The following is a 15,827-nucleotide window of genomic DNA, read 5'->3' on the forward strand; positions in this document are numbered from 1 at the left end:
AGCGCGGGAAATAAATACCCGCGCTAATTTTTTATCAAGGAAAGAATCGGATATAATAACGAAGCTAGAAATTTTGTAAAAGGAGTAATATTTTGCTCTACACTTGCCATTTCTAAAGCTTCCATATATGCCACACAAAAGGACGTATAGCAAGCGTTACATCGCCTTGCTGTTCATCTGGGCTTGAAGGAATATACCAACCTCGCATTACCTCTTTAATGAAGCCATGCTTAGTCAAGCGCTCTCTATCGGTGCGCTCAAGCATTTTCGATTGCACAGCAATAATGCCACTATCTTGCAATAGCTTTAATCGCTCTAGAGAATGTGTAAGCTTTACTGACACTTGATTCATGTTAACACAGCTAGTTTTTGCTGAAGTTGAAAATTAGCTTTTAGTGTAGTTAATTACTAGCTTTTAATGCAGCTGTGATAGCTTAGGAGAATTAGGTGCAGGAAAAAGTTAGCGAGGTGAAGGTTAAAAACAAACCCATTTAACTATACAGCCACTTTAATTGAGCAAACAAAACTGTACAACTAAATTTACTTTTTAGGCTCAAAACATTTCTATTGCTACTTGGTACTTGGTACTTTAATTTCAGCTATTAAATGGGTCATTATCCCTATTAAAGTCAAATTATTCGAAAAAAAATAACTGACTGATACTATTTAACTTTTTACTAAGTGGCCGGATTTTTAAGCTAACAACTATTTTGGCGTGAAATGCCTGCAAAACGTAAGATCTTTTAGATTGTTTGCCTGTGATTGTACTTTCTAAGCGTTTTTCACGCTGGTATGCATGAGTTGTAAAATAGGAACGCCCTCTTTATACTGAACGCATATATCCTTAGCCATCTAAAAAAGCCATAATCATTATGCTCAAGACTATTTATCCATCCAAAAGCTTGTTTATCCAGCTCTTATTTATTTTTATAATAGTAGCATCCATAATGCTTTCACATGAAGAAAAATCAAGCATAAAAACGGGGTACAGCCTTGAAACTCTCACTACCAAAATAGTTATCAACCATGGTTGGCCTCTAACTTATAAAAAAAGCCAAAGAGGGTGGCCTTCCATTATCTATTACACCAACTTGTCAATCATATTGTTAATTGCTTTTTTGGTCGGTTTGGTAATTCCTTTGGTGATTAATCTCGGCACTTTCTATTGTGAAAAAAGAAAAAAATAGAAAAATAAAGTTAAGAATACCATTAATTAGAGTGATATGGGATTAGGGGGCGGCTTTAACAATGTCTTTATTGGCTTGGCATACTCCTAGATAAATAAGCAGAGATAAAATCTGAAAGTTACTTATCTCTTTACTTATCTTTGCCTTCTACTTTCTACCTATTATGTCGTCGATGACACAACGTTTAGTAAAGTGTCTGTTAACGTAGGCTTTGCGCCAACTGCATTAAATGAAAGTTCATTTTAAGGCGACCTAACTATCTAATAGCTACGTTGCTTTCAATCAAAATAATAAGCCAACTATTACTCAATAATTACTCCTGTAATATTCCACTACGGGCCCTATGTCATAGTCAATCACGCACCTTGTTACTGAAAATTTATACACGCTAACAAATTGATCACTAACTTTATGCATTTGGTATTATTCGCTTTTTCGTATAATAAGTTAATAACGAATGAAGTAATAACAAACCTATAAGCTCACACACCGCTACTTCAGCAGTAGAGGTAGAACTAGTATAATAGAAAATAGAGGTTATTTTATAAACTCTTGTTGATAAGAAGTAACCAAACACACTAGGAAATATCAATAGTAATACCGAGCAGAGAATGATGAATCGTATGATCAAATGCTGATTTTTTAAAATATTATCTTCCCATGCTCGCACTACAACATACAGGTACGGAGCAAATATGAATGGGATATACAAAAAAAGATTTAAGCTCTCGTCGCTACGAGTGAGTATTCCGAAAATCAATAGAATACTAATAATTAGAAATAAAAGACTACAAATGACCGACAGTGTTTTAACAAAGAATTGTTTCATGAGTGCTTATTGTCGCCTAGATTATTAAATAAAGTTAAGATGAGATAGGTTAAGTTATTCTATCTATCAAATCAATAGATTAAAGAATCGCCCGCAAGCGCCCCCCCCGTTTAAAGGAGTCCTAACTAAGCACTGTGCTTTTCTTTATTATCTAATTCGACTAACTGATTTTTGAACACTCCCCTCCCGGTCTGCAATCAAGCACCCGAGGTTTTCGCTACGCTCTGTTAAATTGTGGCAGACACAAAGTTTAAGAAATTAAACCCAGTACAATTAGTGAATAGCGATTCTTGCTTACAGTCTGAACTTTTTTGTATAAATAGCACTTATTGGAAGCAATGAAAATAGGCTCTAAAAACATGCCTAAGTGGTTGAAAATATATTTTCAAGCTGATAGTAAGTGGTCGAATCAGCCACTTACTAAATCACTAAAGCTTTAAAGCTAATCTTTTAGGGTAACTAAATGGTTGGCATTCAACGCATTTTATTTCATGCGCATCAGTATGTGCGGGATTTATTATAAAATTATATTCATCTGAACAAACAGAGGAAGGCACTTGCAGTACAGCTTCACCCATACTCGTTAACCAGTCGCTACCCACTATTTGGGTTTTTAATATATAAGGGTGATCATCCCAGTCACTTGGTAGATCAGATACAACCAAGCGTTTAATTTTCAGTTTATCAGGTATTAATATCGATGTGACTGATAGCTGTTTGTTAAGTATATCCGTAGAGTCGTTCACTAACCTCTCAAGCATTGCAAGTGAACGGCTACTTGCTGTGTAAACAACAGGTTTACCAACCATGTGCCACCTACCTTCGGCATAAAGCCCACCTAGGCCTGATAGCGCGTTATTTGAATTGTTATGTTCAGTTGGGGCAATTCTATAACAAATCATCAAGCAGTGAATCCATACTCTAGCCCATTAATAATTCGCTTAATTAACTCACGGCCGCGAATGGTATGCAAAAATTCTTTTGGCGCTTTGCCATCGAACTGCGTATGAGCGGTGTTCAACCACTCATTCCAACGTTTTACATCACCAAAGTATGAAATACCTATAGACGACAAACGTGCAACTTCCAATGCATTTTGACTTAAGTTAATACCTAAACGTTTGCGCTCTTTTACATGTCGCTCCAATGTCCGCGTAGTAGTACCAATAGTCTTAGCTATTAGTTTTTGTTCCCATCCAAGCGATTTACTAAGAAGGAAAATGGACGAAGCTTTCAAGCCTGTAGTAGCAACAGTAATTTCTTCTAATGCATTAGAGTTGTTAGTGATTAACCCACCACTCACTACTTTTATAAAATCAAACTTTAAAGTTTCCATAAACACCTCCAGCGACAATTGTCGTTAATTATAATACCAAGTGTCAAAACTAGCAAGGTGACATAGCGCTATTCACTGATAGCTGAACGAGATGGCCGCTGGGGTTCTTGCATCTCATGCGCACCATGCAATTTGTCTAATTCTGTATCAGTCTAATGTAAAGTACTCTCTTGAGTAAATTCAAACACACTAACAACTTTGGCCTTTAACCTTGCTAACTTTACCCTCGCGAGCATTACTCTTTTTCCAATTAACCACGACTATTACTTGTATCTGCTCCCCTAAAAAGCGGATAATTGCAGCTAAATGAAAATACACTGACTAAGTCTGGCGCAAACACCTGCAAGCCTTACTTATTAGTGCGCATGAAGGTGGACCAACTCAATGGAAATTAAAGTTAATTTTCTCGATAATCTTAGATTAGAAGCTAAGTTTGACGATTTCTCAGTCATTGCGGATCAACCAATCCGTTACAAAGGCGATGGCTCTGCGCCAAGTCCATTTGACTACTTTTTAGCATCTTCGGCTTTATGTGCTGCGTACTTTATTAAAGTGTATTGTAATGCCCGTGATATCTCGACTGACGGTATTCGTGTTGCGCAAAACAACATTGTTGACCCTGAAGATCGTTATAACCAAATCTTCCAAATCCAGGTTGAACTCCCTGAAAGTATTTCAGAAAAAGACCGCACCGGCATTTTACGCTCTATTGATCGTTGTACCGTAAAGCGTGTTATTCAAACCATACCTGAATTTAAAATTGATGCCATAGAAAGCTTAGATAACGACGCGCAAGCCATGTTAATGGCAAAATCAGAAGGCAGCGAAAACACCTTTATTTTAGGTAAAGATTTACCGCTTGAGCAAACCATTGCTGATATGACTGCGATTTTGGCTGACTTAGGCATGAAGATTGAAATTTCATCATGGCGTAATATTGTACCAAACGTCTGGTCATTGCATATTCGTGATGCTGCATCACCGATGTGTTTTACCAATGGTAAAGGCGCCAGCAAAGAAAGCGCATTATGTTCAGCCCTTGGCGAGTTTATTGAACGTTTAAACTGTAACTTTTTTTACAATGACCAGTTCCTTGGTGAGGAAATTGCCAACAGCGAATTTGTTCATTACCCGAACGAAAAATGGTTTCAGCTCACTGATGATGACTCACTGCCAGAAGGTATTTTAGACGACTATACCCTGAGCATTTACAACCCTGAAGATGAGCTGTGTGGCTCGCACCTTATCGACACTAACTCTGGTAATGTTGAGCGAGGTATTTGCTCGATTCCATATGTGCGTCACTCTGACGGCGAAACTGTGTACTTTCCATCAAACTTGATTGAAAACTTGTTTTTAAGTAACGGCATGAGTGCGGGTAATAACTTTGCCGAAGCCAAAGTACAATGTTTATCTGAGATTTTTGAACGTGCTGTTAAACGCCAAATCATCGAGCAAGAACTGGTATTGCCAGACGTACCAGAAGCTATACTTGCTAAATATCCTAGTATTGTTGCCGGTATTAAAGGCTTAGAAGAGCAAGGCTTTCCGGTTGTTGTAAAAGACGCATCTCTAGGCGGGCAATTCCCTGTCATGTGCGTAACGTTAATGAACCCGAAAACCGGTGGCGTATTTGCTTCATTTGGTGCACACCCAAGTTTTGAAGTGGCCCTTGAACGTAGCTTAACAGAGCTATTACAAGGTCGCAGCTTTGAAGGTTTAAACGACGTACCTAAACCAACATTCAACAGCATGGCAGTATCTGAACCTGAAAACTTTGTTGAACACTTTATTGATTCAACCGGTAAGATCTCATGGCGCTTTTTCAGTGCTAAACACGATTATGACTTTGTGGAATGGGATTTTTCAGGTACTAACGAAGAAGAAACAGCTAGCTTATTTGGTATTTTAAAAGCCTTAGGTAAAGAAGCTTATATTGCTGAATTTTCAGACCTTGGCATCGCATGCCGTATTTTAGTGCCTGATTATTCAGAGGTTTACCCTGTAGAAGACTTAATTTGGGATAACACCAATAAAGCCCTTAAATACCGTGAAGATATTTTAAATCTGCACAGTTTAGATGAAGACCAACTTGCCGACTTAGTTGAGCGCTTAGAAGACAGCCAGCTTGATAATTACATCGATATCATCACCTTAATTGGCGTTGAGTTTGACGAAAACACCGTGTGGGGTCAGTTAACTATTCTTGAGCTTAAGCTGCTAATTTATTTAGCATTAGGCGATTTAGAAGCGACCATGGAACTGGTTGAAACCTTCTTACAGTTTAACGATAACACTGTTGAACGCGGGTTATTCTACCAAGCAATGCACGCGACTTTAGAAGTTGCGCTAAATGATGATTTAGAAATTGAAGACTACATTTACAGCTTCACCCGCATGTTTGGCCAAGAAGTAATGGATGCAGTAGTCGGCTCTATCAATGGTGATGTGATGTTCTACGGTTTAACTCCAACCAATATGCAACTTGAAGGGTTAGATCGTCATCAGCGTTTGATCGACAGCTATAAAAAACTGCATGGGGCTCGCGCTGCAAGAGCCAAATAACTATTGTCAGCGCGAGATTTGCGTAGGCGGGAGTTTATATCGCGCTGTTGCTCTTTCTGCCGGACAATAACTTCTTAAATTTAAGCACCTAGCAATGGCGGGTGCTTTATTTTTTTATAGCGCAAAGCCAACGATATACAATGGGCTAGCTCTTTAACTGGCACGGTTTGATTAAGCTTAAACACCAAAGCACGGTTACCTTCATAGCTAAACGTATCACCATAAAGCTCTTTGAAGGTTTCAATAAGTTTAGTTTTACAGTTAAAGTAAATACAAAATTGCTCAGCTGATTTTGGTTTGTGATCAAAACGAATGGTAGTGCCTATTTTTGAAATATAACTCGGCTCTCCCCACTTGAGTGTTTCTTCAAGTTCAGTGATGCCATCCTGCACAGCTACCTGCAAAATCAGACTTCTGATCTCATGTAATACAACCGCGATATTTTCAGGGTACGTCGTAAATTTTTGTTTAACACTCTGATGCATTTTACGCTCCTTAAAGAGTCGTAAAATTAGGCTATTTCGTTAACTCAAGTATTTTTACTTTGTTTATCTGTGCTGAGTAAATTTTGCCCTGCCACTTCGGCTTTTTAGCTAACCATGCCGGCTTTTCTGAATGTTTCCAGATACCCGCAATCAATTAACGGCTGGCTCATACCGATAATGGCCGGTGATCTTATAACGAAACAGTACATCCTCAAGTTGCGGCCCTGCGCCTATGTTATGCACTATTAATGGGGTTTTGTTATCTGCAGTGTATGTATCTACCACGATACCGATATGCGGCAAATTGCCCGGCAGCATCCACGTGACAATATCGCCCGCTTTATAGGTCTGAGCATTATTAGTTATGGGCAGCACTGTACCGTGGCGTTTAAAAAAAACCTGTAAATTAGGCACGCGACGATGATCAATATTACTATCGGGTTTAGTTAGCCCCCATATTCTTGTTGATGGATAGACTGAAAAATTATCGCGCATATCTTCATGAACTAACTTTTGTAAATCGATACCCAGTGCTCGGTAGCTGCGAATAATTACATCTGTGCATACGCCAATATTGGCAGGTACATCGCCATTTGGATAGGCAATGCGGTGATAAGCGCCGTCATAGCGCACGCTTTGTGTTGTTCTATCATTTGCAGCGTTTACAAAATCATCAGCAAATGAGTTGGCTAAGCTATAAAAAGGGCTTAGCAGTAGCAATATGCACACTATCTTATTCATCAAAATCCTAGCGGTTTGAGCTGTTCCTTTTTTATATAGTTACACTGTACGTACATTTTGTAAATTATTTAAAAGATAATGATTCATAAAAAAAGCCCAAGCAAATCGCTTGGGCTTTAATCTTTTTCAACGCTTCAATGTGCTAAATTACTTTTGCAATTTAATGCCATTAAAGTGCGCTTGTAAGTCTGTTACCAATGTTTGTTTTGGTAAATCTGCAAACGGTTTGTCGGCAAATTTGCTACCACGAAGCTGTACGTTTAAACGCGCAGCTTGTGGGTTTAACATAGTTTGCTGGTAGTAGTCTTTGATATCAGCAAGCGTGACTTTTTCAACTTCAGCGATTAACTTATCCTTTGAATCAAAATCAAAGTTTTCACGATACCAATCGCCAATCAGTTGGCCCATTTCATCGCTAAGATTTTTAGGCTGCTGTTTAAGCGACACTAATACGGCATTTTTAAGCTGCTCGAAGGTTTCTTCACTCATGTTATCAAGCTCTACTGCATATTGCATTTTGAACTCTTCAAAACGCGCTTGCATGGTTTTTACATCTTTTACTGGGGTTTGAATAAACAAGCCAATCGCTGAGTAATCTTCAATTGGCCGTGCTAAGCCACCAACCGCATATGCTAATTGCTCTTCAGTACGTAACTTGTCAAACGCGACGGTACTAAAGTGACCTTGTAAGACTTGCGCTTGCGCTTTTTGCTTATAGCCTGCAATCGGGTGTACGGTCATATCAATGATAGCTACATCAGCCACATCAATATCTTTTTGCAATACAATCGTTTCGCCTGGTTGCGGTAACCACGCTTTACTGCGCGCAAATTCAGTGCTTTTATGCGCCGCTGGTAAAACTGCCGTTAACTCTTTAGCTATCGCTTCAACATCTGATTGGTTATAGTTACCATAAGTGAACACGCGCATTTCGTTATTAGCAAAGGTATGCTGTTTAAGCTGCTCAAAATCTGCAATGGTTAATGCTTTTGCCGTATTGATCAGTGCATCGGTGTCAAAGCTGCCTGTTCGTATTAATTTAGAGTACTCACCAAATGCTTGATAATAAGGGAATTGTTTTTGGGCGTTTAATAAATCACGTTGGTAACGATCAAGCGCTTGAGCAAAACCTTGCTCAGTTACTTGCACATCAATATTTGTCAGTGCTTGCGCGAGTAAAACATTTTGTTTATCGGTAAAACCACTCATTGAAAGGATAAGTCCGTTACTTGCTTCAAGGCCAACACTCATACCTGCCACGGCAGCTTCGGTACTTAGCTTGCTTTGTTGTAAGTTAAATAAGTCAGACCATACTGAATAAAGTACTTTAGCTTTGATATCCGTCAAAGCATCTGGGGTATTTAAGTAAACTTCGACCAAACCTTTCGGTTGCTCGGCAAAGTTTTGACTCGCTTGACGCCATACTTTTACGCCATTTTTATCATATACCAGCTTAGGGTGTTTTTGCTCTGCAAATTGTGCTGTTTTAATCGCAAAACTCTCAGGTAATAAACGATTTACCGTAGGTAATGCTAAGGCAAACTGACTAGGCTTACTCCAGCTGGCAATTTCAGCATCACTGATATCTTCAATGCGGTATTTACCATCGTAAAAATGCAATTGTGAATCGGTTTCTTCTTGCTGTGAGGTATACCAAATACGTAGAGTATCAGCATTGAGTTGCGCAAGTACGTTGTTGATCGCAGCTGCATCAAACTTAGCATAATAAAAAGGCGCATTAATAACGTGGTTTAGTGGATAATCTTGCATGCTACCAGTTAAATTACTGACATAGCCAAATTCATCGCCTTTTTCTAAAAATTGAAATTCATTATTAAGTGAAGTGCGAATTTCATTAAAGTATTTACTATCTACACCTTCTTTTTTGATCAAATCAATATATTGCATTATTGTTGCAACGATCGTTTCACGGTTTTTCATGCCTTCGTCTGTTAATTGCACATTAACCGTCAGCGCACCGTAATTACCATATTGGGTTGGTGCTGCCCCGGCTGAAAGTTGTGAAACCCAGCCTTTATCACGCAAAATTTGCGCCGGGCTACCTTGCATTTCATTGCTTAATAAGTATGCTACAAAACGGTTAGGTTTAACGGCAAACTCATTGCTGTTATCGGTAATAGTAAAATCAAGTTGTAACTCTTTTACGTCTTCATTCGGCGCGTAGTGAACGCGTTTTCCACCTACGTTATCAAAATCTAGCTTTGTGGTAACAGTTGGTTTGTCGATCTTTTTATCTTCAATATCAGCGAAGTATTTTTGTGCTTTCGCTTCCATTTCCGCAAGTGGTAGATTTGAAATCATTGCTACTTTCATAATGTTAGAAGAGTAGTATTTATTATAAAAATCAACGGTTTCTTTATGTAGAGAGCTACCGTCTTTATCACCTAATGTTTCAAGATTACCGATTAAAAAACGATTAGCTGGATGATCGCCCATCATTTGTCGGGCAAGCTTAAACTGACCAAAAAAATCCATCTCGCGACGCATTGACCATTCGGCGTTTACTGCGTTTTTTTCTTTATCGGTGTATTCTGGGTAAAGCTTAGGGGATTTAAAAAAGTCAGCAAAACGATCCAATGCTTCATCGTAAGCATCGTTATTTACTTCAAACATGTAATTAGTAATATCTAACCATGTATAAGCATTGTGGGCGCCGCCGTTTTTAGTCATAAAATCAGAGTAACCCTTGGTATCTGGGTAACGATCTGTGCCTAAAAATAGCATGTGCTCTAAATAATGCGCCATTCCCTGCTGGCTGATTGGATCATGTAATAAACCAACACCCACACTCAATGAAGCGGCTGATTTTTCAGCAGTTGGATCCGACACTAAAATTACTTCAATCTCATTCGCAAGTTTAAGGGTTTTATATTGACGAGTATCGTTGGGACTTATTACCAGCGTATCTGAAAGTAATGACGTTTGCTGCTGTACCGCTGTGGTGGTAGTGCCGCAGCCACTTAATACTGCTAAAGCAATAGCGCTTAAAGTAATTATTTTTTTCATATTGAGAATGTGATCCATACTTATTTGTTGTTTGAATGATCGGTAAAATTCAAAACCCTTGCAATCATTTTTCTAAATACTTTGTAACACATTGTGAATTATAAAGACAAACTGCTAGGCTTAAAGCTAGGTTATTTATCAAATGAGACTCTTAATGGAAAAATATGTATTACTCGCGATGTTTTCTCAGGTACTACTCACTTTTACGGTAATGGTAGTCATGGGCCGCCGCCGTTTTAGTGCGGCGCGTAACAAAACGATTACTATGCAAGATTTTGCCACTATGCAATTAAATAATGCGGGTGATGATGTACATATTGCCGGTAGAAACTTTATTAATCAGTTTGAAATACCAGTGCTATTTTTTGTAGCCTGTTTAGCTGCTTTACAGCTCAATGCAGCGGGTTATGTATTTATTACTTTAGCCTGGGGTTTTGTGATTTCGCGCGTCATTCACAGTATTATTCATTTAGGCAGCAATAGCGTAAAACCTCGCTATTATAGCTTTTTGCTTGGCTGTTTACTGGTTTTAACTATGTGGGTGTTATTAGTAATGCGGGTATTTGCACTCTAAAGCGTTACGTTTGCTATCGGGACACATAACCCGATAGCAAGTATATACCTTTAAGCTGCGCGGCGGCGTTTAAAGCCAAGCAATAATAATGGTAGTAACCAGCTCATACTACCACTTGAGCTATCCCCATCATCAGGCTGAGTTGGAGTTGGATCGTCAATTAGCGTATTTTCTTTTGGAGATAAATTTACTGACGAATTTGGATCATTATCCAGTACCACAACACTATTGATCGACACTAAATTAGCAATAGTCAGCGTAGTATCTGCACTTGCACATTGGTCTTTAGTTAGATTAACTACCGGTATTTCACCGCAATGCACTAAAGCAGAGATCTTATCAAGCACTGCATAACTATCTGCTGTAATCTGACCAAATACGGTAAAACCGCCATTTTGCTTATCTAAATTTGCACTATTATCTTTGAGATTAAAAAACCATTGACTGGTGGCGCTATTTTTATCACCGCCGACTTTTGCCATGGCAATCGTGCCTTTTACATTCGATAGTTCTGGCTCATTCACAACAGCTGGTGACGTTGTGATCGCTTTAAAATCATCGGTAAAAGTAAAGCCTCCGCCTTGAATAATAAAGTCCTTGATTGAACGGTGGATCACGGTTTGGTTGTACGCATCACTTTGTATATAACTTAAAAAGTTCTCAACTGTTTTCGGAGTCTGTAGATCAAACAAATCGACTTTAATAGCGCCTTGTGAAGTTTGCATTTCAACTACAGTGGCATGGCTTGCAAATGAGGTTGCGGTTAACAAACCGCACAGTAATAGTTTTTTCATTATTATATCTATCCTGAAGAATGTTGTGGTTATGTGAATTTAATGCAAATAATAAAGAACTCTTGTGGAGATTACGATAGCAAAACGTACCTTTAAACAAATCAAACCGAATTGATTACATTTAAATTACATGTGGTTACAATGTGTTGTTATTCACTCACGTTATAAATAAATTTTGTTTAAAACGAAATCGTCTTAATAGCCGAGTTTATTTTGTTAGTATTATTTATAACAATAAAACACACACAACAGGATTAACAACTATGTCGTATGAAGAGCAACACATCTGTGATTTTGGTTTACACCAAGGAGAGGCGTACACTAAGTTACCGGCAAGCTTTTTAAACTGGATGGTGGGTAATAACCATGAAAAATCAGCATTAGCAGAACAAGAGTTACAGCGACGTCAATTAGCGGCAACTGGAAAGTTAAATTTCCAAGATGACATTAAAATAGAATAATTACGTTATTTTGCAATAAAACTAGTTTAAACTATGCGCTTAATAAATAGCACAACACTGACAACACGGGTCATATTATGCGCATATTACTTTCATTTTTCCTATTACTAAGCATTACTGCATGTAGTAATCATCAAACCTCCGTTCAACAAGCTGACACAGCAGATATTCACTATCTCACCATTTTACATACCAATGATAATCATGGCCGTTTTTGGCATAACGAAAAAGGTGAATACGGTATGGCTGCACGTAAAACCTTAATAGACCAGTTACGTGCTAATGCGCAGCAACAAGGTCACGCAGTGCTACTTCTATCTGGTGGTGATATAAATACAGGCATTCCAGAATCAGACCTGCAATTTGCAGAGCCTGATTTTAAAGGAATGTCATTAATTGGTTACGATGCGATGGCGATTGGTAATCATGAATTTGATAATCCACTGAGTGTTTTAAAACAACAGCAGCAGTGGGCAAATTTCCCGCTTCTTTCGGCTAATATAATTGATAAAAAAACCGGTAAAAATGCCTTCGAATCCTATAAGATTTTTAACAAGCAAGGGCTGAAAATAGCCGTTATTGGTTTGACAACCACAGATACCGCTAAAATCGGCAACCCGCAGTATATCGGCGGCCTTGAATTTCAAGAGCCCGTTGCAGTAACCCAAGCTTTAGCCGAGAAAATCAAAGCACAGTATCAACCGGATATCACGATTGCAGTAACTCATATGGGTCATTATGTTGATGCGAATTATGGTATAAATGCACCTGGCGATGTTACTCTTGCCCGCTCTTTACCAGCTCATACCCTTGATATGATCATCGGCGGTCACTCACAAGAACCTGTGTGCATGGCAAGCGAAAATAAAAATGACGATAACTTTAAACCCGGTATGACATGTAAACCAGACCAACAAAATGGTACGTGGATAATGCAAGCTCATGAATGGGGTAAATATGTCGGCAAAGCCGAGTTTAAACAAGAAAACGGCGTATTAACCTTATTAGATTATAAATTATTGCCAGTTAACTTATACGTTGATAAAACGCAAGCTGATGGTTCAATTAAGCCTGAGCTTGCCAACGAATACATCAAACCAGACGCTGCCTTAAAAACATTTTTAGCTGATTACCAAGCCAAAGGTGCAAAACAAATTGAAGGTGAAATTGGTTATGTTGATGCAAAGCTTGAGGGCGATCGCAATAAAGTTCGTTATCAACAAACCAACTTAGCGCGCGTTATTGTGCAAGCACAAATGAATGTTGTTGGCGCTGATTTTGGTATCATCAGTGGCGGTGGCGTACGTGATAGTATTGCTGCAGGTGCAGTTAGTTATAAAGATATTTTAAAAGTACACCCTTTTAAAAATCGCATCGCGTATGTTGATTGGCAAGGCCAAGAGCTTTGGGATTACCTTGAGACTGTAACTAGTTTCCCACCGGATTCTGGTGCTTATTTGCAATACCACAAATTAAGCTTCGAGCGTAACGATAATGCGCTGACTAAAGTGATGATCAACGGCAAAGTTCTGGATAAAAACAAAACCTATCGCATGAGCATTAATAGCTACAATGCATCTGGCGGTGACGGCTACCCGATACTGATAAATCATAAAGGATTTGTCAGCACTGACGAAACAGATGCACAGGCATTGAAACGCTTCTTTATTGAAAATAGTCCAGTCAAAGCCATTGAATTTGCTCCTAAATAATCAGAGCTTACCTCACACAGTTTAAGTATTAGCAGTGTGAGGTTTTTATTCTGAACTAACTTACTAACCAGGTTAAGGTTATTTGCCTATCACCTCTATATCATCTGCTTTGATATTCGATAAACCATAACTATGTAACCGTGACCGAGAGCCTTCACCATGTGCCTTAGGAGGGTAATATTTCTCCTTCAGCTGTGAGTGTTCAATAAGTACCTCATCCAATGCAGCCCTAATTTCACTCAAGGTTTTTTCTAGACTGTTAGTAAAATTAGGCCGTTTACGAATAGTATGGCCAAGTTGTGTTAATCGGTAAAAATACTTATTAGCAAGTTCAATTAACTCATCCGGCACATCTTTGTTTTGATTAAGTATCACGTCCGGATTCTCAACGCAAAACTCGATTAAAGCCAAGTAAAAACACAGTGGTTTGTTAGCTAAGCCAGCTTTTATCTCAGCGTTATCATTAATAGCCAAAACTTTGGCTTGCAAATCAATCACTAGTTTCACTTGCACATTAATCAGTGGAAGTTGCTCTACTTGTTCTTTTAATGCTAAGTGTTTCAGCGATGTTCGGTTAATAAGTTCAGCCCACTTAGAAAATAAAAAAGCCAATAATAACAATACCATAAAGGTATAAATATCGCTTATATGCCACCAACGCGTCTCAATTAAAAATGTAATCGCAACTTTTTGATCACTTGTTTCAAGATACTCTATCCGACTTTCGCGGCCATTATTTGTTAATGCCAGTGAGACATCATTGATGGTATTAACTTGAATTGGCTGTTGTATCAATTGCATATTCAAACGTTGTAGATAACCAACAATAGCATCATGATTACCCGAGTGTTTCAAAAAACGATTTGATAAGTCTAACCGAGGTAAATCTAGTGCAATTCGGTTTTCAATATCAGCCATTATTAAATCGTTATGTTGCGCCTGCTGCAGATAACTAGAGAGTTTAAACGTCAATAGCGCCGCACTAAAAATAAGCAGTGTCACGCCAAACAAGCGCTTATTATTCATCACGTTGCTCTCCTAAGAATTCAGCTTTACCCGCTGAACAATGCCAATATGGTTCAACATGATTAAAATAAGTCGACACTTGCTGCTTAGATAATTGGATTAATTGAGATTGGATAGCGCACAGCAAATCAGTGTTCTCATGCTGCATTTTAAAGTACCAACGTGTGCCTATTACATTATCGCTGATTGGAGTTATATAATTTTTAGAAAAATGCGCCTGATCTGCTTCCTTCCAAAAAGAGGCTATTAAATCAACCTGTCCATTGGCTAATAACTCCCTAAGCTCATTATGTGAACTGGCGTAAGTAATTTTTAAATTTTCAAGGTTGATCCCTAAATCTTTAAACTTTTGTTTAGGTAGTATATGCCCAGATCGGCTTGTAGGATAATCAAGTAAGCCAATCCGTTTCCCCAAAAAGTATTGCTTGTTAATTTTTGGCTTTTCTTTAGCTGAAATAAAAAACGCAGTATAACTTGGAAAGCCAACCACAGGCTGGTAGTTATAGGTCGATTCAGCTTTGAAGGCTGACATAATGTTGTTTTTTGCTAAAATTAAATCAGCAATACCTTTACCAATGAACTCAATGCTATCGGCAGTACGGTAACCCCATAAAGCGATCACTTCGCCATATTGTTTTGCTACAACGGGATCGTCACACAGGTTTTGTGTTAAAGAACGAGCAACCTTTTGCGACGAGGCATAGACAATTAATTGCAATTGGTTTTCTGTTGCCCTCGTCTGACAGCGACTAGATGTTTCAATTAAAGGCTTCAAGGTCCCCGTTGATGTAACCACACTCAGCTGGCCACTGAGCCAAACCAACAAAAAAAACAGTAACAAAACAGTAACAAAGAAGCTGTGTTGCAAAAGCAGCTGTTTAATTTTCAAAAGTTCAACAATCCAAAACGATTCATCCTCCTATTTGACCAATTTAAATTACTTATTACAACAAGTAATTTTACCCAAAACAGTTAAGCTTATGAATTGAAAGAACTATCAATGGGAAATTATGAATTTCTTTGAGTCCTTCCTATTTATCTCAAAATCAGGACAATTCGCGCCATAGAAGAGGCCGCTCTTGTCAAATAA

General features: G+C 38.4%; 13 protein-coding genes. 4 read left to right on the top strand and 9 right to left on the bottom strand.

Translation table 11 applies throughout. From position 1 onward, the window contains the following. Positions 1–112: 112 nt before the first annotated feature. The 3 genes from H5154_RS04890 to H5154_RS04900 form a co-directional block, all read right to left on the bottom strand. The gene (locus H5154_RS04890) at positions 113–352 is read right to left on the bottom strand and encodes a hypothetical protein (protein WP_182717570.1); all 240 of its coding nucleotides are present in this window, start codon (positions 350–352) and stop codon (positions 113–115) included. A gap of 2,092 nt (positions 353–2,444) precedes the next feature. Then, entirely contained in the window at positions 2,445–2,918 is a 474-nt protein-coding gene (locus tag H5154_RS04895) for an RES family NAD+ phosphorylase (RefSeq protein ID WP_182717571.1), read from the bottom strand. Continuing rightward, on the bottom strand, positions 2,918–3,352 hold the full coding sequence (locus H5154_RS04900) for an antitoxin Xre/MbcA/ParS toxin-binding domain-containing protein (RefSeq protein WP_182717572.1): 435 nt from the start codon (positions 3,350–3,352) through the stop codon (positions 2,918–2,920). Before H5154_RS04900 ends, H5154_RS04895 begins: the two co-directional genes overlap by 1 nt. Before the next feature lie 384 nt (positions 3,353–3,736). On the opposite strand from H5154_RS04900, the gene H5154_RS04905 reads away from it, so the two are divergent. Continuing rightward, complete coding sequence (locus H5154_RS04905; protein ID WP_182717573.1) at positions 3,737–5,917, top strand: OsmC domain/YcaO domain-containing protein; 2,181 nt, start codon at positions 3,737–3,739, stop codon at positions 5,915–5,917. Positions 5,918–5,997: 80 nt separating this feature from the next. Here the strand turns inward: H5154_RS04905 and H5154_RS04910 are convergent, their stop codons facing one another. From H5154_RS04910 to H5154_RS04920, 3 genes are all read right to left on the bottom strand, one after another. Next, a complete protein-coding gene (locus H5154_RS04910; RefSeq protein WP_182717574.1) occupies positions 5,998–6,402 on the bottom strand; it encodes a DUF1801 domain-containing protein in 405 nt (134 codons plus the stop codon). A 150-nt stretch (positions 6,403–6,552) separates the two neighbouring features. Continuing rightward, positions 6,553–7,143: a DUF1287 domain-containing protein gene (locus H5154_RS04915; RefSeq protein ID WP_182717575.1), complete on the bottom strand. Its 591-nt coding sequence runs from the start codon at positions 7,141–7,143 to the stop codon at positions 6,553–6,555. A 147-nt stretch (positions 7,144–7,290) separates the two neighbouring features. Continuing rightward, positions 7,291–10,170, bottom strand: a complete 2,880-nt coding sequence (locus tag H5154_RS04920) for an insulinase family protein (protein ID WP_182717576.1) — start codon at positions 10,168–10,170, stop codon at positions 7,291–7,293. 154 nt (positions 10,171–10,324) lie between these two features. On the opposite strand from H5154_RS04920, the gene H5154_RS04925 reads away from it, so the two are divergent. Further along, positions 10,325–10,744 (top strand): MAPEG family protein, encoded by a 420-nt coding sequence (locus H5154_RS04925; RefSeq protein WP_149979989.1) that lies wholly within the window; start codon positions 10,325–10,327, stop codon positions 10,742–10,744. 50 nt (positions 10,745–10,794) lie between these two features. Here H5154_RS04925 and H5154_RS04930 read toward each other — a convergent pair whose 3' ends face one another. After that, positions 10,795–11,538 (bottom strand): peptidylprolyl isomerase, encoded by a 744-nt coding sequence (locus H5154_RS04930; RefSeq protein ID WP_182717577.1) that lies wholly within the window; start codon positions 11,536–11,538, stop codon positions 10,795–10,797. Between the two features lie 263 nt (positions 11,539–11,801). Between H5154_RS04930 and H5154_RS04935 the strand changes: the two genes are divergently transcribed. Next, entirely contained in the window at positions 11,802–11,999 is a 198-nt protein-coding gene (locus H5154_RS04935; protein ID WP_145234351.1) for a hypothetical protein, read from the top strand. A gap of 77 nt (positions 12,000–12,076) precedes the next feature. After that, complete coding sequence (gene ushA / locus H5154_RS04940; RefSeq protein WP_182717578.1) at positions 12,077–13,711, top strand: bifunctional UDP-sugar hydrolase/5'-nucleotidase UshA; 1,635 nt, start codon at positions 12,077–12,079, stop codon at positions 13,709–13,711. A 78-nt stretch (positions 13,712–13,789) separates the two neighbouring features. Here ushA and H5154_RS04945 read toward each other — a convergent pair whose 3' ends face one another. Together H5154_RS04945 and H5154_RS04950 are read right to left on the bottom strand one after the other, a co-directional pair. Next, positions 13,790–14,737 (bottom strand): hypothetical protein, encoded by a 948-nt coding sequence (locus tag H5154_RS04945; RefSeq protein WP_182717579.1) that lies wholly within the window; start codon positions 14,735–14,737, stop codon positions 13,790–13,792. Beyond that, entirely contained in the window at positions 14,730–15,626 is an 897-nt protein-coding gene (locus H5154_RS04950; RefSeq protein ID WP_182717580.1) for a PhnD/SsuA/transferrin family substrate-binding protein, read from the bottom strand. The genes H5154_RS04945 and H5154_RS04950 overlap by 8 nt, the downstream gene beginning before the upstream one ends. Positions 15,627–15,827 lie beyond the last annotated feature (201 nt).

This window comes from Pseudoalteromonas sp. SR44-5, from assembly GCF_014163675.1.
In the GTDB taxonomy this organism is placed as follows: domain Bacteria; phylum Pseudomonadota; class Gammaproteobacteria; order Enterobacterales; family Alteromonadaceae; genus Pseudoalteromonas; species Pseudoalteromonas rhizosphaerae.